28 protein-coding genes are annotated in these 23,766 nt (G+C 32.6%); 9 read left to right on the forward strand and 19 right to left on the reverse strand.

Annotated features, from left to right (window positions below; translation table 11 throughout):
* Positions 1-4: 4 nt before the first annotated feature.
* Positions 5-730 carry a hypothetical protein gene (locus tag IJL02_RS05120; RefSeq protein ID WP_292811834.1) on the reverse strand — a complete coding sequence of 242 codons (726 nt, stop codon included), beginning with the start codon at positions 728-730 and terminating at the stop codon, positions 5-7.
* 141 nt (positions 731-871) lie between these two features.
* On the opposite strand from IJL02_RS05120, the gene aroD reads away from it, so the two are divergent.
* Entirely contained in the window at positions 872-1,549 is a 678-nt protein-coding gene (aroD, locus tag IJL02_RS05125) for a type I 3-dehydroquinate dehydratase (protein WP_292811849.1), read from the forward strand.
* A gap of 4 nt (positions 1,550-1,553) precedes the next feature.
* Complete coding sequence (locus IJL02_RS05130; RefSeq protein ID WP_292811856.1) at positions 1,554-2,156, forward strand: S24 family peptidase; 603 nt, start codon at positions 1,554-1,556, stop codon at positions 2,154-2,156.
* Between the two features lie 96 nt (positions 2,157-2,252).
* Here IJL02_RS05130 and IJL02_RS05135 read toward each other — a convergent pair whose 3' ends face one another.
* Complete coding sequence (locus IJL02_RS05135) at positions 2,253-3,257, reverse strand: hypothetical protein (protein WP_292811861.1); 1,005 nt, start codon at positions 3,255-3,257, stop codon at positions 2,253-2,255.
* Positions 3,258-3,531: 274 nt separating this feature from the next.
* On the opposite strand from IJL02_RS05135, the gene IJL02_RS05140 reads away from it, so the two are divergent.
* From IJL02_RS05140 to IJL02_RS05165, 6 genes are read left to right on the forward strand one after another with little or no spacing between them, the layout of a single operon-like run.
* Positions 3,532-3,816 (forward strand): hypothetical protein, encoded by a 285-nt coding sequence (locus tag IJL02_RS05140; RefSeq protein ID WP_292811870.1) that lies wholly within the window; start codon positions 3,532-3,534, stop codon positions 3,814-3,816.
* 1 nt (position 3,817) lies between these two features.
* Entirely contained in the window at positions 3,818-5,044 is a 1,227-nt protein-coding gene (locus IJL02_RS05145; protein WP_292811876.1) for an HD domain-containing protein, read from the forward strand.
* Positions 5,045-5,053: 9 nt separating this feature from the next.
* Positions 5,054-5,602, forward strand: coding sequence for a UbiX family flavin prenyltransferase (locus IJL02_RS05150; protein ID WP_292811881.1), 549 nt, complete (start codon positions 5,054-5,056; stop codon positions 5,600-5,602).
* Complete coding sequence (cbiT, locus tag IJL02_RS05155; protein ID WP_292811885.1) at positions 5,603-6,166, forward strand: precorrin-6Y C5,15-methyltransferase (decarboxylating) subunit CbiT; 564 nt, start codon at positions 5,603-5,605, stop codon at positions 6,164-6,166.
* 21 nt (positions 6,167-6,187) lie between these two features.
* Positions 6,188-6,949, forward strand: a complete 762-nt coding sequence (locus tag IJL02_RS05160) for a hypothetical protein (RefSeq protein ID WP_292811888.1) — start codon at positions 6,188-6,190, stop codon at positions 6,947-6,949.
* An 18-nt stretch (positions 6,950-6,967) separates the two neighbouring features.
* A complete protein-coding gene (locus tag IJL02_RS05165) occupies positions 6,968-7,597 on the forward strand; it encodes a molybdenum cofactor guanylyltransferase (RefSeq protein ID WP_292811900.1) in 630 nt (209 codons plus the stop codon).
* Here the strand turns inward: IJL02_RS05165 and rrp42 are convergent.
* From rrp42 to IJL02_RS05205, 8 genes are all read right to left on the reverse strand, one after another.
* Positions 7,594-8,379 carry an exosome complex protein Rrp42 gene (rrp42, locus tag IJL02_RS05170; RefSeq protein WP_292811911.1) on the reverse strand — a complete coding sequence of 262 codons (786 nt, stop codon included), beginning with the start codon at positions 8,377-8,379 and terminating at the stop codon, positions 7,594-7,596. The two genes, IJL02_RS05165 and rrp42, sit on opposite strands and share 4 nt — an antisense overlap.
* A gap of 12 nt (positions 8,380-8,391) precedes the next feature.
* Positions 8,392-9,087, reverse strand: a complete 696-nt coding sequence (rrp41, locus tag IJL02_RS05175) for an exosome complex exonuclease Rrp41 (protein ID WP_292812115.1) — start codon at positions 9,085-9,087, stop codon at positions 8,392-8,394.
* A 35-nt stretch (positions 9,088-9,122) separates the two neighbouring features.
* Positions 9,123-10,040 (reverse strand): exosome complex RNA-binding protein Rrp4, encoded by a 918-nt coding sequence (rrp4, locus tag IJL02_RS05180; RefSeq protein WP_292811916.1) that lies wholly within the window; start codon positions 10,038-10,040, stop codon positions 9,123-9,125.
* A gap of 19 nt (positions 10,041-10,059) precedes the next feature.
* The gene (locus IJL02_RS05185) at positions 10,060-10,761 is read right to left on the reverse strand and encodes a ribosome assembly factor SBDS (protein ID WP_292811922.1); all 702 of its coding nucleotides are present in this window, start codon (positions 10,759-10,761) and stop codon (positions 10,060-10,062) included.
* Positions 10,762-10,794: 33 nt separating this feature from the next.
* A complete protein-coding gene (psmA, locus tag IJL02_RS05190) occupies positions 10,795-11,577 on the reverse strand; it encodes an archaeal proteasome endopeptidase complex subunit alpha (protein ID WP_292811937.1) in 783 nt (260 codons plus the stop codon).
* Between the two features lie 237 nt (positions 11,578-11,814).
* Positions 11,815-12,171 (reverse strand): Rpp14/Pop5 family protein, encoded by a 357-nt coding sequence (locus IJL02_RS05195; protein ID WP_292811947.1) that lies wholly within the window; start codon positions 12,169-12,171, stop codon positions 11,815-11,817.
* Positions 12,161-12,871, reverse strand: coding sequence for a ribonuclease P protein component 3 (rnp3, locus tag IJL02_RS05200; RefSeq protein WP_292811965.1), 711 nt, complete (start codon positions 12,869-12,871; stop codon positions 12,161-12,163). Before rnp3 ends, IJL02_RS05195 begins: the two co-directional genes overlap by 11 nt.
* A gap of 34 nt (positions 12,872-12,905) precedes the next feature.
* The gene (locus tag IJL02_RS05205) at positions 12,906-13,538 is read right to left on the reverse strand and encodes a zinc ribbon domain-containing protein (protein WP_292811979.1); all 633 of its coding nucleotides are present in this window, start codon (positions 13,536-13,538) and stop codon (positions 12,906-12,908) included.
* A gap of 173 nt (positions 13,539-13,711) precedes the next feature.
* Here IJL02_RS05205 and IJL02_RS05210 point away from each other — a divergent pair, with 173 nt between their 5' ends.
* Positions 13,712-14,008 carry a transcriptional regulator gene (locus tag IJL02_RS05210; protein ID WP_292811985.1) on the forward strand — a complete coding sequence of 99 codons (297 nt, stop codon included), beginning with the start codon at positions 13,712-13,714 and terminating at the stop codon, positions 14,006-14,008.
* Here IJL02_RS05210 and IJL02_RS05215 read toward each other — a convergent pair.
* From IJL02_RS05215 to cysS, 9 genes are all read right to left on the reverse strand, one after another.
* Positions 14,005-14,982, reverse strand: coding sequence for a zinc ribbon domain-containing protein (locus tag IJL02_RS05215; protein ID WP_292811991.1), 978 nt, complete (start codon positions 14,980-14,982; stop codon positions 14,005-14,007). The genes IJL02_RS05210 and IJL02_RS05215 overlap by 4 nt on opposite strands.
* A gap of 8 nt (positions 14,983-14,990) precedes the next feature.
* The gene (locus tag IJL02_RS05220; RefSeq protein WP_292811995.1) at positions 14,991-15,878 is read right to left on the reverse strand and encodes a zinc-ribbon domain-containing protein; all 888 of its coding nucleotides are present in this window, start codon (positions 15,876-15,878) and stop codon (positions 14,991-14,993) included.
* Positions 15,879-15,891: 13 nt separating this feature from the next.
* Entirely contained in the window at positions 15,892-18,153 is a 2,262-nt protein-coding gene (locus tag IJL02_RS05225; protein ID WP_292812004.1) for a DHH family phosphoesterase, read from the reverse strand.
* A 20-nt stretch (positions 18,154-18,173) separates the two neighbouring features.
* Positions 18,174-18,680 (reverse strand): hypothetical protein, encoded by a 507-nt coding sequence (locus tag IJL02_RS05230; protein WP_292812009.1) that lies wholly within the window; start codon positions 18,678-18,680, stop codon positions 18,174-18,176.
* A gap of 86 nt (positions 18,681-18,766) precedes the next feature.
* Complete coding sequence (locus IJL02_RS05235; protein WP_292812018.1) at positions 18,767-19,132, reverse strand: desulfoferrodoxin family protein; 366 nt, start codon at positions 19,130-19,132, stop codon at positions 18,767-18,769.
* 65 nt (positions 19,133-19,197) lie between these two features.
* Positions 19,198-19,572 carry a Fe-S cluster assembly scaffold protein NifU gene (nifU, locus tag IJL02_RS05240; protein WP_292812033.1) on the reverse strand — a complete coding sequence of 125 codons (375 nt, stop codon included), beginning with the start codon at positions 19,570-19,572 and terminating at the stop codon, positions 19,198-19,200.
* Position 19,573: 1 nt separating this feature from the next.
* Complete coding sequence (nifS, locus tag IJL02_RS05245) at positions 19,574-20,782, reverse strand: cysteine desulfurase NifS (RefSeq protein ID WP_292812043.1); 1,209 nt, start codon at positions 20,780-20,782, stop codon at positions 19,574-19,576.
* Positions 20,783-20,855: 73 nt separating this feature from the next.
* Complete coding sequence (locus IJL02_RS05250; protein WP_292812049.1) at positions 20,856-22,151, reverse strand: O-acetylhomoserine aminocarboxypropyltransferase/cysteine synthase family protein; 1,296 nt, start codon at positions 22,149-22,151, stop codon at positions 20,856-20,858.
* Between the two features lie 228 nt (positions 22,152-22,379).
* Complete coding sequence (cysS, locus tag IJL02_RS05255) at positions 22,380-23,729, reverse strand: cysteine--tRNA ligase (RefSeq protein WP_292812057.1); 1,350 nt, start codon at positions 23,727-23,729, stop codon at positions 22,380-22,382.
* Between the last annotated feature and the right edge of the window lie 37 nt (positions 23,730-23,766).

Below are 23,766 nucleotides of genomic sequence, written 5' to 3' on the forward strand. Positions count from 1 at the left end.
ACTCCTATCTTAATATTCTTGTTTTATTTTCAAATGGAACAGCCAAATCAATTACATTACCATTCATAAATGCAGTAGCTGAAAAGATTACACTGCCAGGCAATACATTACAAGTTGTTCCCCTTTTAACCAAATAAACATTTTTATTTCCAAGTGCCGCACCAATCATTGCACCGGCTACCACACCAACTGATTCGATATTTTCAATTGTAGCAACTACCACCGGATCATCTGTATCTGGTGAAACATAACCGACACCAGGTATTTTTCTTGTCTTAGGCTCAATAAAGTCAGATACATCTGTTACATTTTTCATGCCTTTTGCAGCTTCTATAGCTGAATTTGCAACATCCGCTACAAATGGTTCTCCCCCATATGTATCAAAGCCTAGAACAATAGCATCAGGATATCTATCCGGCCTGATTTTAGCTTCGGCATATGAAACTCCCTCACCTGCCTCATCAGGATTTTTTGAAATTCCAGACAAATCTCCTAAATTTTCTGCACTCATTTTTAAAACATCAACAATACCTTCATTAACAGTTTCAAGCAAATCATCTTCAACAAATGCACTTACAACAACATCATCACCTGTGACATTGGTTAAAGCAACATCCCTTGCACCCAATTCTTTAACTTTATAAAGGTTATTCTCGATAGTTTCTACTAGTTTAGCACTACAAGATACATCATTTTTTGATATGTCTGCACCCATAGCAGTAATTTTCAAATTAACACCTTGTATAATCAATTAATAAACAAATAAAATATAAATATTTTATTGGTATATATTTTGTTTTTTTATTTATATAAAGATTAGGAGTTTTTTTAAAGAAAATTTAATAAATAACAAAATTAAAATAATTAATTGATGTATTCACAAACAAAAATTGCAATTCCCATTTTTCAAAAGAATTGCAAAGATGTAATTGAGGTTGCTAACGATTGTATTGACAAAGGCGCTGATGTACTGGAGTTTAGAATAGATGCGCTGACAAATCCCAATATTGATGAAATTAAAAATACTATCGAAGAGATTAATTTTCCAACAATAGCCACCAACAGAATCAATACCGAAGGAGGATCTTTTAAAGGCAGCGAAGAAGAAAGATTCAATATTCTGTACGAATGCTGTGACGTTGCGGAATATGTGGATATTGAACTGCAAAGTGATGATGAATACATTAATAAAATCCATGAAACTGGAGTTACAACAATCGTTTCTTATCATGATTTTGAAAAAACTCCGGATTTAAATGAAATTACATATATTGTTGAAAAAGAGCAAGAACTAGGAGATATTGCAAAAGTTGCTTTTATGCCTCAGGATTTGGAGGACACATTAACAATTTTAGCAGTTCTTTCACACTGTAAGGATACAATAGCCATTTCAATGGGAGATTTGGGAAGTTATACTCGTGTCATGGCATCGAAATTTGATTCGCCGATTACTTTTGCTGCAGGAACTGATGTGACTGCACCAGGCCAAATTGACATTGAAACAATGAAAGCTCTTTTAAATATGGATTTAAATATTATGGATGAGTGATTTTATGGCTAAAAAGATTATTTTAGCTTTGATTGTACTTATTTTTATAGCGTTTTTTGCATTTACATTTTTTATAAATAATACTGTAGACATTTATTTAGACGGTGAAAATGTCACTGTTAAAACAAATGCCCTTTCAAATGCAGACATTAACAGTTTAAACCAGGAAATATGTGATTATACTCTAGATGTGATGAATGACACATCCTCAAACATTACAACTTTAAGAGATGGGGTTGAAAATATCTGCAACAGCTATGGAATTGAAGACCCTAGAATAAACATAGATTCAAGTATAGGGCCAAATCAGATTCCGGTTATTGTTTATGTTGACGGAACTTCAATGCTTCCGACTTTACTCGACGGTCAAAGTGTTTTACTTAACAAAAGCCACAATGTTCATGTTGGAGATATTGTTGTTGCCGATTCTGATGAATATGGAGGAATCATTAAAAGAGTTGATTCCATTAATGGAGATTCAATTCATCTGGTTAGTGACAATAAGCAAGTTTCATATGAATACATTAACGGAGATTTATATGAAATTAAAGGAATATCTACATGGGTGGATATTTCAGACATTAACGGTGTGGTTATAGCATATTGAACATTTCCGTCTTAGAAACCAGAGAATTCTTGCACAAAAATATTAAAAGAAAAAAATTCGGGAGTTTTATAAGACTCCCAAAATGGAAAAACTGAATTACTTTTTGAACAACCCTTCATTAAGGGCTTTTTCAACTGCTTTCACACCAGTAATAAGCACATCGTTAAAATCATCGGAACGATCAGGGAAACGTTCCATAGCTTCATCATAGACGTCTTTAATCTGGTCAGTTTGACCATTAATTACGCAATCCTCAAGCTTATGCACATATTCTTCAGGAGTATCGAACATATAATTGGTATCACTATCATTAGAAGCATTGCTTGAAGTATCATCACTTATATTATCAACTTTATCATCAACATCAGAATTCAAATCTTCATTTTTAGTTTCATTAATAGCAGAATCATATAATGAATCCTGTCGAGTTACTGAAGCTACAGGAGTATCATTTTGTATCTCTTTAGGAGCACTAGTAGTGGAAGTAATATTCTGATTGCTTGAATCTTTATTTGACAATTTATCAATTATGTAACGAATTATATAACCTATAACGAATACAGGAACTGCAAAAACTAATCCGACAATAATTGAAGCGAAAAAAGCAACAAAAAATCCTTCAGCTGCAACCATAGTATAAGCAATTATAAAGAATAATATGAAAACTAACAAGGAAATAAGTTTAGTTACTGACATTCTTTTTTTACCAGTGATTCTGTCGTTTTTGTACAAAAGGATATCAAGTACCTTGTTAATTATAGAATCATCATTTTGAGTTTTTTGATTTTCAGAAGTCTTTGTGATTGTTTTCTGTGGTTTACTTATAGATTTTTCTACTTTAGGCTTTTCTACTTTAGGCTTTTCCCGTTTAGGTTTATTAATAGGAATTGTTTTAACCTTACTTGTTATTGTCATTTTGTTTGGAACCAAATGTACTTTATATACGCTTCCGCAATTATGACACATTATAGAATCATGTTCATTATGGTCCAATGCCAAGCCTCCTGCATCTGAAAATGTTAATACAGTTCCACATGTAGGGCAAGTAGCTTTAGCGCCCATTAAACCGTCCATTAAATCATCGCCTCTTCCTATAAACATTTTTTCACACCCTTAATTTTAAATTAATGAAATTGAATGCAAAAATGCATCACATAAATTATAATATATCTATTAAAATATTTAAGTTGACTTAAGAAAAACCTTTAATTATAATATATTTTTGACTTTCAACACTAATTGTACAAAATTATAGCTAAAAATCAAAATTCATTCTAAAAATGATTATTTTTTAAAAACAATTAAATAATAGCTATTAAAATAAATAATAATAGTATAGTTTAAATTTTTTAAATAAACTGAATAAAGTGTTATTATGAAAGACTCCATAAAAGCAAATCTAATAGTATTTTTAATTATTGCAGTTATTGCATTTACTGTTAGCAGTGCCTTTGCAGGTCTAACAATTACTGAAGATAATGACTCATATAAATTAAGTTCAATCCAAAATGATTCATTTGAACCTGAATATATTGATGAAGTTCCAACAATCATTCCAAAAGTTGAAACAAATCTAACCAATAACACAACAACTACCAATAACACTTACAACTGGAATCAAACATGGAATAACACATATGAATCTTGGGAGTATGTATAATATGGCTGAGAAAAAAAAGTTTATAAGAGATAGTGTCTATGGAGATATTAGCTTAAACAAATTTGAAGAAAAAATTATGGACATGCCACAATTCCAACGTTTAAGAAGAATTAAACAACTGGGATTAATCAGTTTAATCTATCCTGGAGCTACACATACCAGATTCGAACATTCTGTTGGAACCATGAATCTAGGATCAATGTTAGCGACTGAATTGGATTTATCAGATGATGAAATTGAACTCATCAGAGCTTCATCTCTCCTACATGATATCGGTCATGGCCCATTTTCACACGTATCCGAAGGAGTTTTATCAGTTCCTCATGAAAAGCTTACAGAATTTGTAGTCACAAAAACATCAATGAAAGATTTGCTTGAAGAAAAATTTGATGTGAATGAGATTGTCAAAATTGTGAACGGTAAAGGACATTTAGGACCTATTGTTTCTGGAGAACTCGATGTTGACAGAATGGATTACCTTTTAAGGGATTCATACAATACCGGAGTTGCATATGGAGTTATTGATTATGAAAGAATCATATCAAATTTAAAACTTGAAGATGGGTTAATTTTAGATATGAAAGGTGTTCAGGCTGCTGAAGGAGCTTTAGTGTCAAGATATTTTATGTATCCAAGCGTTTATCAGCACCACACAACCAGAATTGTCAATTCAATGTTTAGAAGAGCCCTTAAAAGAGTGATTGATGAAGACATAATCAATGAAAATGATATTTACAAATATGACGATGCCGACATAATTGGAATATTCAGACACTGCGAAGACCAATACGCCAAAGACATCATGAATCGACTGGATACAAGACAACTCTTAAAAAGAGTTAAATCCATAAGGCTCGATAATTTTAAAGTTCCTGAAAAAATGTATAAGATTGAGCAAAAAGATCTAAGAAAAGCTGAAGATGAAATAGCTCAGGACTATGACATCGACAAGGATTATGTATTCATAAACATTGCAGAATATCCTCGTTTTGATGAGATGAAAACTCAAGTAAATGTAGATGGAAAACTATATCCTCTAAACGAAATATCAAACATCATATCCGCATTGAGTAAAGCAAGATTCAATATTCCAGACATCAGCGTGTACGTTCCAAAAGAGGAAACCGAGAAATTCAGCAAATTTAAACTGGAAAGCTATCTTGATTTACCTGAAATTGATAGAGAAAAATTCCATGGCATTCATTATGACCAAATTAAACTGTTTTAGGAGATAAATATGATTGTAGTTGCAATTACAGGAGCAAGTGGAGTAATATACGGAATAAGATTACTTGAAGTATTGAATGAAATGAATATTGAAAACAGTTTGGTTATCAGTGATGCTGGAAAGACAGTTATCGAATCAGAAACTGAATATGCTGTTGAAGACGTGATTAATTTAGCAGACAATTTCTACGATTTCAATGACCTGACCGCTTCAATCAATAGCGGATCATTTAAGGCCGATGCACTGGCCATTGTGCCATGTTCCATGAAAACATTATCATCAATAGCTAATGGATATGGAGCAAATACAATTACAAGAGTTGCAGACGTTAGCCTTAAAGAGAGAAGGCCAACAGTCATAGTTCCTCGCGAAACTCCACTTAGAAGCATTCACATACAAAATATGCTAACATTATCACAGGAAGGAGCTATAATCCTACCTGCAATGCCCGGTTTTTATTCATCACATGATACTGTTGATGACCAGATTGATTTTATTGTTGGAAAGATTTTAGACTCCTTGAAAATAGAAAATAATTTATTTAAAAGGTGGGAATAAATGTTAGAAGATAAGGATTTTTTTAAATCTTGTGACGTTCCAGGACCAACCAAAGAAGCTATAAGAGCAATAATTTTATACAAATCAGATGTTTCCAATACAGACAAAGTTGTTGACTGCGGATGTGGAACCGGCGGAATTACCTGTGAGTTTTCCCAAAGAGCTCGTGAAGTAATAGCCATAGATACAAATCCCGAAGCAATTGAAGTGTGTGGAAAAAATCTTGAAAAGTTCGGACTTGGAGATAATGTCACATTAATTAATGATAATGGATCTAATGCCTTAAAAGATATTGATGATATTGATATTGCCATTGTAGGGGGCAGTGGCAGAGAACTTGAAGATATCCTGGATGAGGTTCATGAAAAATTGAATCCAAAAGGCAGGATCATTATTACAGCTATATTGGTTGACACAAAAGTTGAAGCGATTAATAAACTTAAGCAATTAGGATACAATCCAAAAATCATGGAAGTAAATGTATCCAATGGTCGAGTGCTGGATCGTGGAATTATGATGATTAGTGAAAACCCAATAGCTATTATTACTGCTAAAAAAAGATAAAAAATATTTTGGAGATTTAAAATGGATGAACATAAAAGATGGAAAATAAAATTTTCCATATTGATGGTTATTTTAATAATTGTCATATATGGATCAAACTATCTTGTATTAGGTGACCCTGAACATATTATATCCTACATATGGACACATTTGGGTTTTATTCCTGTAGATATACTTGTAGTTGCATTCATACTTGATGAAATAATTGAAAGAAAAGAAAAAGAAGCAATGCTTGAAAAATTGGACATGTTAATGAGTACCTTCTTTTCCGAAGTTGGAAATGAGTTAATTTCTCAATTGAGCACAGTTAACAAATACAAAACAAATACTGAAAATTTAAAATCAATTAAAAATTGGGATGAAAAAGACTTTGACAATAAATTAGCTGAACTTAAAAAGTCAAGCACTGATTTTTCAGCAGACATCAGCCCAGAAGAGCGTGAAGAATTTTTAGAAAATTTAAGAACCTTGCTTGCGGGAAAACGGGAGTTTATTATTAATTTAATTAACAATCCAAATATACTCGAAAAAGAAGAATTTACCGGCCTGGTAAATGCAATACTTCATTTAGATGAAGAACTGGAGCACAGAGCAGACTTCGCTTTAGTAAATGATGCTGATTTCGGACATCTAAATGGAGATATGCAAAGGGTTTATGATAAACTGGTCTATGAATGGGTCTACTATTTGAAATATTTATACAAACATTACCCATACATGATTGCATTAATCATACGTACAAATCCGTTTGATGAGACTGCAGAAGTTTATGTGAAAGAATAAAATTTTGGAGGATTTAATATGAGTAATGGAATAAAAAGTAGTGAAAATATTAAATCTTGCATTATTTTATGTGGAGGACAAAGTAGAAGAATGGGTCGTGATAAAGGTTCAATGATTATTCAAGACAAACCTATGATAAAACACATACTTTCTACTTTAAACCACCAAATAAACGAAGTTGTAATTGTTTTAAATGACCAAACTAGGATTGACAAATATAGTGAATTTATAAATCCCAAAGAATACACATACACCATCACATTTGCAGAAGATAAGATTAAAAATAAGGGTCCGATGCCCGGAATCATGACCGGACTTTCATACATCACCGGCAACTATGCACTGATTTTACCATGTGACAGTCCATATGTTTCAAAAAAATATTTAAATGCTATTTTTTCACAGCTTGATGAAAATTATCAGGCCATTGTCCCTTATCATGACAGTGAAGATAAACTGAAAACATCCGAACCACTTCATTCAATTTACAGCAAAGACATCATTCCAGTAATTGATAACTTAGTTAATCAGGATGTATTGCACATTAAAGGACTAATAGAAAAAATAGATGCAAAATTTGTTTTAATAGATAATAAAAAAATAGAAAAAAAAGAATTTAGAAATCTTAATCGTCCATCAGACATTTAAAGATATTCTATTAACTCTTTTACTTTTCCTACTGCAGTATTTACACAATAGAGAATTTCATCTTTAGTTAAAGGATGTTTTCCACCTTTTTGCATGGAACAGATGTGACCATCTTTTGTAACACCAACGTTTAAACGAGCACTAGCTACTTTTTCTTCATCTAAAGTTGGGTCAATTACCATTTTATCACCAATTTTAACAAAGGTACATAATGCCAATTCATTGTTAATAGGTAAATCAAAGGTTTCATCTTCACTAAGGACTACTTCTTCATCTACAATACTTGCAACAGGCAATTTAGTTGACTTGAGTGCAGCCATTACTGCTAATTCACATGCATCGAAAAGGTTTCCGCAGTTGTCAATAATATGTAAATCAATGAATAACATCCAGACGTGTTTACCTTCTTCAACACATAATTTATCCAATTCAACTAATTCACTTTCACGAATACCTCTGTCAACTACACGTGCAAGTTCAATTGAATCATCGCTAGGTGGTCCTGGTTCAAAAGTAGGATCAGCCATTGGCAACATTTCACAGTTAGTCATTAAAACTCCTAAATCTGGAGTGTCTGGGAATGGGCTTCCAAGTTGTGGTTTAATACCTACAATAACTTGAGTTCCGCCAAGTCTTACACGAGCAGAACCTTCAGCTTTAGAAATAACATTAGTTTCTATAGTGACATCCCTATATTCGGTTAATTCCCTGCCATCTTCTCTTTTATCATTTTTGACAAGGTTAGTAATGCTTTGTCTTGTAATTTCTGGTACAATTTCCATATTATCCACCCACTATTCTGTAGAATATTTTTTCATTAAAGCTTCTTTTTGAAGTTCACTTACTTGTAAACATCCTTCCATAGCTAAATCTATTGCTTTTGCAAATTCTTCTTCAGTTAAATCACCATCACTTTGTAATAATGTGATTTCACCAGTTCTTGGCATCATAGCTATAGGTACATCAGCTTGACCTTCTTTATCTTCAACTTCAGATAAATCTAGCACAATTTCATCATTAACTTTACCAGCAGCACAACCTACAACAATATCTTTCATAGGTACTCCTGCATCAACTAAAGCAACGGAAGCTGCAGTAATTCCTGCACAACGGGTTCCGCCTTCAGCTTCGATTACTTCTATATAAATATCAATCATTGAACGAGGATAATTTTCTAACATTAACGCTGGCCTTAAAGCATCAGCAGTGATTTTAGAAATTTCTGATGATCTTCTATCAGGCCCTGGTCTTTTCCTGTCATCTACTGAAAATGGTGCCATATTGTATCTGCACCTAATAACACCAGTATTTGGTTCTAACAATCTTCTGATATATGATTCTCTAGGACCATAAACAGCTACTAAAATTTTATTTCCGCCAACTTCCAAATAAGCAGAACCGTCAGCACGTTCAAGAACTCCTGCTTCAATTTTGATAGGGCGCAATTCATTAAACTTCCTACCATCTTCTCTTATCATTTCAGACATTATATCAACCTCATTTATATACGAAGACTAATTAATCATTATTTATTATTCAAAATCAAAGAATTATTTGAGTTATCGCCATAAGATAAAGTGTTATCTTTTTTGCTTTTATTTTTTCTCTTTAATTCTTCAATGACCTCAGCAATATTAGGTTTATCTTCTTTTTCATTTTCTTTTTCTTCGGCTTCTTTTTCTTCTTGTTCTAACTCTTCTTTAAAATTTTGAAGTTTAGGTTTTTCTAAAACAAATTCTTCTTCCTCTTGTGAATCTTCTTCAGGAGGCAATTCTCCATCAATAGCCAAGTATAATTTGTTTTTAATTTTATTAGTTAAACCGGAAGTATGAGCTTCAGCCTCAATTAAATGAATAACATTTTTGGTAAGTTGTTCCATGTCTTCGTCTCCTTTTACCCAAACGAGACCATTTTGACCAACGACAATTTTACAATTGGTTTTATCTTTAATCATGTTGATCATAGAACCTTTTTTACCGATTAATCTAGGAACTTTAGTTGGAGCAATATCAACAATTATTCCTCCTTTGAATTTACCCATTCCTCTTCCTTTTAAACCGAGTTTTGCCTTTTTGATTTCATCAACATCGACAACTCTTAAAAATAGAACATCCCCAACATCGAAAACTTTGTTGAGCTCTTTTTTTTCACGACCAAACACTTCAAAAGCAGGTAAAATTCCAGAATAAGGTGAATTAATATCAACATCCCACATTGAGAATCGGACGTCATTAATCTTACCTATTACAACATCTCCTTTTTTAGGGACATATTTGCTTTTTAAAGGAATAACTCTAATTTTCTTATTCCTTAAAGAAACAAGACCCATCAAAGAAGAGCAAACTTTACCATTGTCTTTAAAGGTACCTCTTCCTGAATAGTATTCATCGTCAGCTAATATCTGACCAGGAATAACTAAATCTTTATTTTCCACATATATCATAATAATCCCATAAGCCTAATTATTTAATTGTTTTAGTTTCTGCCTCTCCACCTGAAATTTCAGCCATTTTAGCAGCAAACGAATTTTGAAGACCGCCAGGCATTTCAACAATACCAATCCATGAGCCATCCTGTTGCCATTCTTCATTAATGATTTCACCAAAACCATGAATAACAGAGTATGCACTACCTGCAGCAGAACCAGGAAGTCTAACAGCAACTTTAGCTTTTTCAAATCTAATAGGAATTAGCGGTTTGATTGCTTTTAATGCAGTTTGTACCTGTTGATCAACTGAAGTAAACGGATCAAATTTTACTTTTGCTTCATCACATGCATTTTCAATTCTTTGTACTGGATGAGGCAAACCATTTTGAGGATTAACCGCTTCTTTTGCAATCTTATTAATTACCAATTTTCGTTTATCCGCCTGCATCTTTCTTTTTTGGTCTGCAGTTAATTGAACAGTGCCTTTTTCAAGTATGATTCTAGAAACTTCAATAGGATCAGTAGTTTCGAATATTTTATTCATAGCTTCATCTGAAGCTTTATCTCCTTTTTTGGAGTCTTTAAAAATTTCTTCAACAGCTAAAAGATCTTCAATGGCAACATCTGGACCATCAGGATTTCGAAAATCTGCTGCTAAATCAGGGTCAACCAATATTTCAAAATGTTCCCCACTGTATTCATATTTAGCGATAATAGCTTCATCAATATTAACCATTGAAATATCCCCTAACTAAGTTAAATATAAAAATTATTCTTCATTTTCTTCTTCAGATTCATCATCAGATACTTCTTCAGATTCCTCTTCTTCTTCGACTAGCACTTCATCAATGTATTTTTGTACTTCATCAGGAGAAAGTTTTACATATTTTCCATCATCATTTTTGATGACTGCAATTTCAACATTTTTTGAAGTAGTATCATGATCTGTAGCTTCATTGATGGCAGTTAATGCTAAACCAATAGCTCCATCCAATGTTAAATCATCACTGTACTCTTCTTCAAATATTTCCATAGCTGCAGATCTGCCTGAACCGATAGCGGTTGCCTTATATTCAATCAATGCACCACTTGGGTCAGTTTCAAACAGTTTAGCTTTACCGTCATACACACCACCAATGATTAAAGCAGAACCAAATGGTCTTACACCACCATTTTGAGTGTATAACTGCAACATATCACATAATTTTTTAGATAAACTATCTACTCTGATTGGTTCTGAGTAGGTAATTTTATTTATTTGAGCTTCAACTCTAGCCCTTTCAACTAAAGCTCTTGCATCTGCCACAAGACCTGAAGTTGCAGCTCCAATATGTTCATCTATTTTAAATATTTTTTCAATAGATGATGCTTCAACTAAACTAGAAGTAGTTCTTTTATCAACAGCTAAAATAATTCCTTCAGAACTTTTAACACCTATGGATGTAGTTCCTCTTTTAACAGCTTCTCTTGCATATTCGACTTGGAAAAGTCTTCCGTCAGGGCTAAATACAGTAATTGCCCTATCATATCCAGCATTTTGTAAAGGTTGCATAATATTACCTCACATTTATAACTAATATTTTTATAAATATTAAAAATTTTAATTCAACTACATAAAAATTATAATTCAAAAATCAAAACCAAATCTCCATGAAAAGGCAAATTTTAATTTTAATCACTACATTGTAGTTTATTAAAATATTTTTTTATTCTTTTTTCCATAAATCCAATTGATATTTATAATAATATTTATTTATAAAGTTTTCTATTTTAAAATAACAAAAAGTAATTAAATATATTTCTGTGATGCCTTGATTGTACCTGACAAACCAACAGTTGTAATGGCAATCCTGGAATTATTATATTTATTTGCAAGTGCAAGTGCAGACCTGACGTCACTGACAAAATCTCTTTGACACCTTAAAATGGCTTTATAACAATAATAATCATCACATTTATCCATTTCGAAGAATTTCATGACCCATAAATTAAAATTAGCAGTATTGGCTTCACCCTGAAATCTGACACATGTATCCCAAACAATAGTAACCAAATCATCTTTAGAAATATGAGAAGTTATCTTAATATCCAAAGTAAGATATCTGTTATTTTTTCTCAGGGTAGGCGGCAAAACCTTAAGTTTCATCAGAAACCCTCCTTACACCTTTTAAAATCATTTTATCCCTATTTTCATTATATTCTAAAATATTTTTAGCAGTCACAAAAGATTTGTCAATTTCCGCATCACTTAAGCCAGTCTGTTTAAAAACAGCCACAAAATCATGAGTTGTTCTTATATCAAAAACAGATTCAGCTCCAGATGACAATATCAATGGAAAATCAAATTTCCTATATAACGTATAAATATCCTTAAAATTAGAAATCACTTTAGACCTATACGATAAATAACTTCTTAAAACATCATTAAAGCACAGTTCAATAGCAACATTATTGTTTAGGGCCTCTTTCGCCAACACATGATTAATACCGCCATCAAACCTTTTTAGATAAGGCCTTGATAAAACATCAATTTGAATATTTTCTAAAACCGCCCGGTTAACCTTTAAATCTCCACCAACAACGGAAATGCATGATGATTTGTTTCTGAATTTGCGGGCAGTTTTTCTAATATCATTAATATTTTTTGATTCAATTTCTAAAGTATAATCAAAATCTATTATCCCATCTAACTTACCGGACAATTCTTTTTTAATCTCCAGGGCCTGTTTGAAGTCATTTTGATTATATGAAAAATTAATATGGTTCCATCCATATCTAGAAGCTTCACCAGCCAAAATTAAATTATTTTCCAGACTACTTCCTTTAATATTTAAATCAAAAAACATAGTAGATACTTTATTATTTAATTATATTAATAAGTTATTGATATCTGTAAAAATCAACTTGCCAACTTACAGTTTCATAGTAATCTATTTCAAATGTCTGAGAGGAAGATGAAGTATAGGTAAATGAATCTGATCTTGTTTCCACATCACTATGTGAACCCCAATCAACACCACCTGACTGTCCATTAGAACCTGAGACATATAAATGGTTTGTTGCATAGTTTTTAATAGGATATGCTGAAAGTTTCACCATTATCTTACCTGCCGGAACATTAATAGTTTGAGAACCGGAACCAGATCCAGAATAAGTTCCAATTAATTCCCACGATTTGGATTCGCTTGCCTGAGAACTTGAGCTTTGAGAAGAAGAAACAGATTGTGTTTTAGCATCATCCCCGCTGGAAGAATCAGATTGGGATGTGGAAGCATTATTTTGAGAATTGTCACTGCTTTGAAGTGAATCATTAGAATGCATTGTTCCTGCAAAATATGCAAAACCGGCAACTAAAATAATAATTACAACGATTAAAGCTATAATGATGTATTTAGTGCTGTTAGAGTTATTTACTGGAGTATCTCCACCGTTATCTCCAGTCATTTTTTCTCCGCATTTGGTACAAAATTTTGCAGAATTTTTATTCTCAAAACCACAATGTTTACATTTCATATTATCAAACTAATAATTTATTATTAATATTAAATTTGGAAGAACTACTATAAATAAATTAATGGTAAGTAAAAAAATAATTCCAATCCGTCAAAAAGGTGTTTAAACTACTTATAATAAACTAATAAAATGGTATAAAACATTTTATAGTATAAACAATATAATATTCTATTATGTCAAAGGATAACGATGAGCTTTTGAAATTAACTTCATATGTTCAAATTTCTAAGTATAGAGAAAAAACTTTGAAATCAATTGGAGATGAAGTTAAAATACCAACTAACATCGCAAAAGACAGTGGAATTAGAACTAACCATATTTCAAAAGTTCTAAGTGAATTAAAAAGTAAAGAAATTGTCGAATGCATAAATGAAGAAGCTCGCAAAGGCAGATTATACAGATTAACTGATACTGGCAAAGATGTATTGGATGTAATAAATGATAAAGAGAAAAAAGAGAAAATTGATTAACTTATTTCAATACCTTTTTTTATATCATCTAACTCTTTTCTTACATCATCCTGCGATGCTTCTTTAAAAACATCAAATAATATTTGAATAATAGTACTATTTTTTAAATCAAGAGATAAACAGTCATTTGTTTCAGCAAATATTGATTCATAAGTTGGAGGATTTAAATCTTTTCTATATTGAGTCTTAATTTCACGTCTTAAGTCCTCATCAATATATTTTTCCAAATACACAATTATTTCATTGGCAAAACTATTTCCAAAAATTACCATAGTATTCAATGATTCCTTGTCAATGCCCGTATTTTCAACTAATACATTAAACGAACCATAATTTTGAAATCCGTAAGGAATGAATCTTCCCTCTACAGTATGTGCACAGTATTCATTCATGATTTTAAATTCGGGAAGCGTGAGAAAGTACCATACAAAACTCTGTAATGTTGGTGAAGTTTTAACATTGAAAATATAACATAATAACTCTTCTATAATGTCAAATAAGAAATAATGACCCAATTCATGAATGATTGTTGCTATTTGAACAGAATCATCCAAACGATCATCATAATAAATGCAATTTCCAAGGAATATATACCCTCTCTCATAACCCCGAGCTTTAGTTTTACATTCAGTGAATATGCTTGCAAAACTCAATATTTTTTCTTTGATATTATCCCCTTTGATTTCAAAATAATCTGCCCGAGCAAACATGTTTTTCAGCAGATTATTATATTTTTCATCACTTATTTGAGCATTTAACAATAAATCATAATTATAATCGGAAAATAAAATATCAAAATCATCAATCTGAATAGGATTAATCTGCTTTTGGCAGTTTGAACAATAAGTGGAAAAATCTGAGTTTACTTCACCACAGTAAGGGCAAAAATGTTCAGTTACAAACTGATTGCCGCAATGAGTGCAGTAATTATTTTCTTTAAGATTGAATGTTCCGCAAATATCACAAATTTTCAAACAAATCACTACCTAAAAATGCTTTTAAGAGATTTTACCGTACCATTTATAGAATTTTTACGAATCATGGTTATCTTAATATTTTTTCCACATTTATGGCAATAATCACTATCCCAATTTAATATTTCACCACATGAACAGATGATTCTGGTTTTTAGTGTTTTTTGAGGATTCAAAGGCCTATCACAATTTTGACAGAATTTGGAACCTTCAGGATTTTTTTCACCACAAACACATACAATAACTGAATTCTCATTATTTAAGTTATTTCCGCATTCTATACAAAAATCAGATGTGGCTTCATTGATTGTGGAACATGTGCATAAAATAAAAACATCATTTAATTTACCGTAATTCATTAATGGAAGACCGCAGTTTTTACAAAATTGAGAATCCTTTTCATTTTCTTCACCGCAAAAACAAAAAACGGGATCATCAAATTCCAAATTAAAATTATTATAAGTCGAATCAGAAGAAGAATGGGTTTCATGCAGCTGTTTTCCACACATTTCACAGAAAGCATTCTCTCTAGGATTGACTGCACCACATTCACATAGAATATTATCCATGAAAGATGATTTTTCAGATTTGTTTTTGAAAAGTTTGGCGAATTTGCTTTTAGACCTTTTTGCACCACACATGTAACAATATTCATCATTAACATCATTTAGATAACCGCATGAACATATGTTATACTTGAAATCATCCCTATAGCTTTCAATATACGGTGAAAAATCAATATCCAAGTTAAAAAATCCAATATCATGAATCGGCACTGTTAATACATGATTATCATTATTTACCACGAACCCGGTTTTCATACCGCATTTTGTACAGTAAGGTTCATTTGGAAGTATTCTCTGACCGCAATTTCTACAATAATTTTCCAAAGCCATTTTTCCAAAATATTTATTTTCTTGATAAAGATTGGATTTCTTCAACTACTTTGTATAATACTTCTTCCCCAAGTCCTTCAATATATTTAATAGACCCTGCACATTCATGGCCACCACCGTCAATACCTGCTGATGGAACTCGCTCAATCATTGTAGATACAATATCATTTACATTAAAACCAAATTGCTCAGCTACAGCATCAGTTGCCCTGAATACACCAAAATCAGGTCCATGTCCTAAAGTTACAATTGGCTTATCATCCCCAATCTCTTTTATGACATGGTCATGGACAAACCCGCAAGTTTTTCCAGGAGCAGGGAAAGTGAATTTATGTGCATATTTTTCAACATCAATAAGATTAAAGTAAATGCCGTTTTCAAGTTGTGTTCTTTTAATGTTAGGAAGAGCCGCCTTAAGTTGTGTGTCAACTCTCTTTAGATATTCTTTATATAACGCATCAATCATTTTTTCATGCTTATCAAGATTATCTACAGCAAGGATGGTGTCCATAATTCCTCTTCCATTCATAAACCTCAGGAAATATGCTTCAAAATCAACACATTCAGCTATTTTAGCTAAATGCTCTTTATTAAATCCTTTTTCACTAGCTAACTGCAGATATTGATAAACCTCTCCGCATTCAGCATGGTCACCTAATGCCGCAACAGCAGGCAAATGTTTTATAATTTCTTTTACTTCAGGATTTATAATGTGCGCCACTTCAGTTGCCAATGCTCCAGCAGTGAGCTGTGAATCTCCACCAACAAGATATGGATTTACATGTGTGTCCACATATTCATCAACTGCAACAGTTGCACCATAAATTTCCCCATTTCTTTCATCTTTAGTGAGTAAATCACCTGGAGAGTGGTGGTCAATTACAACAACTTCAATATCATAGATTTTTGCCTGCATTAAGGCTACAATGTCCTCTTCTGTTGATCCGTTGTCTAAAAGAACAATTAAAGGTAATTTTTGACCGTGTCTTTCCTGGTCTTCTAGAGCAAATGACAAATCTTTTACAACATCTTCAAGTTCATAGAATGGTGCTTTACTTGGAGAACGTTTAAAATAGTAATATTGAGCATCATTACTTGGATTTACTTCTTCAATCAATGGAATCAATGCTTTTTCCATTGCAACACCTGCACATATACCATCAGCATCATTGTGGTGTCTAAGCAGAATAGTCCTACCGTCAAGTATTGCTCTTCTGATTTTTTGGGCTGCTTCCCTCATCTTCGGTTTAAGTCTGTTTAAAACATCACTTTTGACCAAGAAATCAACATCTTCAGGTTCAGCTCTTTTGTTTAATGCAGCATCAATTAAAGTACGTAACTTACGAGTGTTTTCTTCATTAAGTTTTGTCATTGAAGATGACTCAATCTGTGTCTTTCCGCTGTGTTCATTAACTTCTCCCAATACCTGTACTGCATCGCCGACTTCAATTTCAGGATAAGACCTCTCACCGGCCTTATCAAAAGCAGCTATTTCTGTAACACCACTTTCATCACTGACCATGAAGATTGTAGGTCCTGAAGTCTGCTGGATTTGTTGAACTTCACCATCAATCCTAACAGTTTTTCCTTTTTTAGATTCTAACTGTTTGATTAATGTTCTTGGAAGTGATTTAGTTAATTTAATTAATCTGTATTTGTCAACATAAGCAGGCGCTAGGTCAATTTTATTTTCTCTAGATTTAATTGCAGTAATAAATACAATTACATCATCACCAACATTATATTCGGAAACATCTCCCCTCATAAGTCCCCAAACATTATTATTCAATGTGACAAAAGCACCGTATCTTTCAATTCTTGTTATTTTTCCTCTATATAATCTATCTTTATCAATATCGCTCATTTTACATAGGGAATCCAATACATATACATCCCTTGCCTGATTTTGCCGAGCAACATATTCATCATGTTTCATTTTCTCAACCTTTCTTTTTTCATTACAATCTGAACAGATATCTTCATCTTCATCAATTAAAGCTCCACAATCTCTACATACATTTATTTGACCAGTTCCTTTACAGTGAGGGCAGTCCCCATATACTTCCACTTGGCCTTTTCCGTTGCAAGCTTCACAGGGAATATCCTCATCACCACCCAAATCAAATTTATCACGAGCTTTACTGTTAACACCTTTAAAATGACTTCCTACATCAAATAAATCATCTTCATATCCTGTTCCACCACAGGATTCACATTCCTTATAGTCCACTACGACTGAACCTGTTCCTTTACATTTTGGACATTTAGTTTTCATTTAAAACCTCTAATCAGATACTAAATTTCTTTAAATAAATTTGAATTATTACTAACAATTCCATCTCTTTGATTTTGATATTCTTTAGCTTGATAAATTATGTCATTAGCTTCAGAAGCATAGTTAGTACCGGTATAATTAGAATTTACCTCAAAGCATTCAATAGCCTGCTTTAATAAATCAACAGCCTGGAGTTTTAACTCAACTTCGTTGATTACAGTGTTGATATACTCCTGATGAACACTATTTACATCCGAAGAATAATTATTTTGAATATCCTTTAACATTAACAAACTCTTATTGTAATTATTTCCCGCAGAAACTGCCTTATCCATTCCATCGTAAAAATATTTATTATTAACTAATTCAACAGCTTCATTATACTCTCTATCCCCATCAACAATGCCATCACTAATATCATGCATTGACTTGTTCATACTATCAGTAGAACTATCAACGAAAATGATAGCGGTTGAAACAAGAACTAATACTACAACAAAAATTATTAACTTAATATAACTAGACACGATATATTTTATATTAAAACAAGTAATTAAAATTTTTCATTAGATAAAAATAAATAAAAAAAGAAGCTTAAAATTTAATTTTAAGCTTATTCACTTGCCCAAAGGCCGTGTAAATTACAGAATGCACATGCTTTTACATCACTAGCATCATTTACTGTGAAAGTTGCTTCTGCAACATCACCTGGTTTGAAGCATTTAGCATACTGTTCGTCACCAGCTTCAACAATTAAAAATTGAATGTAGTGGTCATCATCCATAGGGTGAGCAGCTTCACCGACTTTAACGGTTACTTTATCACCATCGATTTCAACAACTGGTTTGTGTTTAGGTGATTTTTCACCTTCGGTTTGTACTGGAATTGCAAGCATATGGTCATTGCATGCGTTTTCATCCCCGATAGCTAAAACTTGAATAATACTTCCACATTCTTCACATTTTAATATTTTTGCCATATAAAACATCTCCTTAAATAATTAAAGATATTTTATTTTTTAAAGTATATATTATTATTGATACTCTATTGGTTATTCTCATAATAGTTTTCAATAGCTGCCTGAAGACCATCGGCAGCAAGGTTTGAACAGTGCATCTTGATCGGTGGAAGACCATCCAATTCATCTGCAACATCATTTCTAGAAATTTGTAATGCTTCCTCTAGGGTTTTTCCAACAGCAATTTCTGTAATCATACTGCTGGTTGCAATAGCTGCCCCGCAACCAAATGTCTGGAAGGAAATATCTTCAATGACTTCATCATCATTAACTTTGATATAAATTGTCATTAAATCACCACAGGTTGGGTTTCCAACTGTTCCGACACCATTTGCATCCTCCATTTTTCTACAGTTTCTTGGGTTTGCAAAGTGATCCATTACTTTTTCTGAATAATCCATATTAACACATCCTACATTCATCATTGTGTTTTTTACACATTACATTATCATAATCCAGATCCTGATTCCAAAGAGGTGACATTTCTCTAAGTCTGGAAACAGATTCTGCAATAACATTAACAAATTCATCTACATCAAATTTATCACTTTCAGGAGCAAGTGAGATTCTCAAAGACCCATGAACATCAACAGGATCAAGACCTAAAGCTGTTAATACTGGAGATGCTTCCAAAGTATTTGAAGAACATGCTGAACCAGTTGAAGCCTGATAACCTTTGGCATCCAATAAAAGAATTAATGATTCACCTTCAATGGCCTTAAATCTGAAGTTGACCAGATTTGGTAATCTGTTTTCACTGCCACCATTTAGATGAGCCTCTGGAATAGTGCTCAATACCTTCTCAATGAGTTCATCGCGAATTGAGGATAATTTTTCATGATGTTCTTCTAGCTGTTGGGAAGCTAATTCACAGGCTTTACCGAATCCGACAATTCCTGGAACATTTTCAGTCCCTCCTCTGATTCCTTTTTCCTGTCCACCTCCATGAATAAGTGGCACAACACGGGTTCCTTTTTTGATGTATAATGCTCCAACACCTTTTGGACCGTTAATTTTATGTGAAGATAAAGCAAGTAAATCAATATTTAATTTCTCAACATCCACATCTATTTTCCCGAAACTTTGTACTGCATCAACATGAAATTTGATTCCATTTTCACGTGCAATTTTGCCTATTTCTTCGATTGGCTGAATTGTACCTATTTCATTGTTAGCATGCATTACACTAATTAAAATAGTTTCATCGGTGATTGCTTCTTTTAAATCATCAATTTCAATTACACCATTTTCATTTACCGGAAGATAAGTCACTTTAAAGTCAAGTGATTCCAGAAATCCTAAAGTATTTTTAACAGCAGGATGTTCAATATTTGTTGTAATAATATGTTTACCTTTTTTAGCTAATTTAAAGGCAATTCCCTTAATAGCAAGATTATCAGATTCAGATCCTCCGCTTGTAAAAATAATTTCTTCAGGTTTTGCATTGATTGCATCCGCTACTCTTTTACGAGCTAAATCTAATGCTTTTTTTGATTCACGGCCAATTTTATAAAGAGTGGATGGGTTACCAAACTCTTCAGTGAAATATGGCTTCATTTCATTAAAAACTTCTTCACTAACTTGAGTGGTTGCTGAGTTATCCAAATACATTTCTTTATCTCCCAATTGTTTTTTAAAAAATTTAAAAATTATAATATAAAAATTTTAAGTGAGTAGACAGTAACTAAATACTGTCTAAAGCCTGACTGAGGTCTTCGATTAAATCGTCCACATCTTCAAGACCAATAGAAAGCCTAATGAAGTCAGGTGTCACACCAGTAGCTTCCTGTTCTTCAGGAGTTAATTGTTGGTGAGTAGTACTAGCAGGGTGAATTGCAAGACTTTTTGCATCACCAATGTTAGCAAGAATAGAGAACAATTCTAATTTTTCTATTACTTTTCTTCCTGCTTCTTCTCCACCTTCAACACCAAAGCCCAAAATACCTGCAAAGTTATCTTTTAGATATTTTTTGTTGATTTCATAAGTAGGGTGTGATTCCAATCCAGGATAGTTTACCCATTTGACTTTTGGATGGGATTCTAAAAATTTTGCGACTTTTAAAGCATTTTCAGAGTGTCTTTTTACACGTACATCCAAACTTTCAAGTCCTTGTAGGAATATGAAACTGTGTACAGGCGCTTGAGTTGCACCCAAATCCCTTAAAAGCCTTGCTCTTGCCCTTACAGTAAAAGCAATGTTTCCAAGTTCAGGAACATCTCCAAATGCATCCCAAAATACCAATCCATGATAACTTGGATCAGGTTTTGTGAAGTTTGCAAATTTGCCGTTTCCCCAGTTGAATTTACCTGAGTCAACAATATATCCTCCAACAGCAGTACCGTGACCGCCAACATATTTGGTTGCAGATGATGCAATTACATCCGCACCATGTTCTAAAGGCCTGACAAGTCCAACACCAACAGTATTATCCACAATCAATGGAATATCATGAGAGTGTGCAATTTCAGCTAATGCTTCAAAATCAGGTACATCCAATTTTGGATTTCCAATGGATTCCACATAAATTGCCTTGGTTTTCTCATCAATTGCATCTTCAAATGCTTGTAAGTCTTGTGAATCTACAAACTTGACATCTCTTGCAAGATCTTTGAATGTGTAGTTAAATAATTGGTAAGTTCCACCGTAGAGGTTGTCTGCAGAAACAATATTGTCTCCAGGTTCAGTTACATTCAATATAGCATATGAAATTGCTGCAAGACCACTTGATGTTGAAAGACCTGAATTACCACCTTCAATAGCAGCAATTCTAGCTTCAAATACATCACTGGTAGGGTTTGTTAATCTGGAGTAAATTTGTCCAAATTCTTGAAGGGCGAATCTTCTTGCAGCCTCGTCAGAGTCTTTAAATACATATGAAGTAGTTTGATAAATTGGAACTGCCTGTGCCCCAGTTGCGGGGTCTGGAGTTTGTCCTGCACGTACACCTAAAGTTGCTAATCCATAATTTTTATTTGACATTAATAATCACCTTAATATTTGAATTTTAAAATAATATATCACGTGTTATATTACTATATAACAATAGTTATTTTTTATATATAAATGTTTTGTATGCCTAAATTAAAACATTGGAAAAATAAAATATAACTTATGTTATATAATATAACATATGTTATTATAGTATATAAAGGTTGTTATTTTATATAGAAAAAATTTAAAAAATAGAAAAACGGAGATTCAAATCTCCTAATCGTTTATCTCATAACCTAATGACTGTAGATTATCTCTTATCTTATCAGATAATTCATATTGTTTGTTAGCTCTTAACTCAGATCTTACTTCAGAAATTACTTCAAGCAAGTCATCGCTTCCAGCATTAACTTCTGCAACTTCAAAGCTGACACCAAAAATATGAGCCACATCATCCAAGAATGCTTTAATGGCCATTTTATCATCATCGGATAAGTTTTCCAATTCATTTTTGGAATCATTTATTAATCCAAACACAGCTGCAATAGCTTTTGGAGTGTTAAAGTCATCATCCATACTATTAAAGAACTCAGAACTCCATTTTACCAATACTTCATAATCAGAACTAAATTCCTCAGCCACTTCAACATCTAAAAGTTCATAGTATTTTCTAATCCTATCCAAACTTTTTTCAGATTGATGAAGTGAATCTTTAGAAAAGTCAATCGGACTTCTGTAGTGAGTTGAAAGTACAAAGAATCTGAATGTTTCAGCATCCCAATCTTCAAGCAATTCACGAATGGTAATGAAGTTATTTAAAGATTTTGACATTTTTTCTCCGTTTACATTTAAAAATCCAGTGTGTAACCAGAATTTAACCATAGGAGCTTTACCTGAAACAGCTTCCATTTGTGTAATTTCCGCCTCATGGTGTGGGAAAATTAAATCTAGACCTCCACCGTGAGCATCATATTGAGGTCCAAAATAGTATTCTGTAATTGCAGTATCCTCAATGTGCCAGCCAGGTCTTCCGTCGCCCCATGGGGACGGCCAGGTAGGTTCGTCCACACCGTCTCTTTTTTTCCAAAGTGCAAAGTCCTGTGGATTTTTCTTAGTGGTCTCAGCAATGTCTCTGTGAGATTCCAACTCATCAACATTCCTGTTGGATAATTTACCGAATTCCGGAAACTTATCAATTTCAAAATAAACTCCGTCTTCGGTTTCATAAGCAAAACCTTTATCGATTAATCTTTGAATTTGGTCCAAGATTTCATCAACATGATCAGTTGCTCTTGCAAATAAATTAACACCATTGACATTTAATTTATTCATGTCCTCAATGTATCTTTTTTCAAATTTTCTAGCTAACTGGCTTGCCGGAATTCCACTTTCTTTTGATCTGTTGATAATTTTATCATCAATATCAGTTATGTTTTGAATGTAGAATACTGCATATCCACTGTACTCCAAATATCTTTTAATTGTATCAAAAGAGATGTAGGTTCTCCCATGACCAATATGAGCATCATCATAAACAGTCGGACCGCAAACAAATAAGTTAACTCTATTTTTATTTATTGTTTCAAAAGTCTGTTTACTGCGAGTTAATGTTGAATAAACGTCCATAAAAATATCTCCGCAAAAAAAATAATTAATTAATTAA

Origin of the sequence: Methanobrevibacter sp. (genome assembly GCF_017427765.1) — an archaeon.
GTDB lineage: Archaea > Methanobacteriota > Methanobacteria > Methanobacteriales > Methanobacteriaceae > Methanocatella.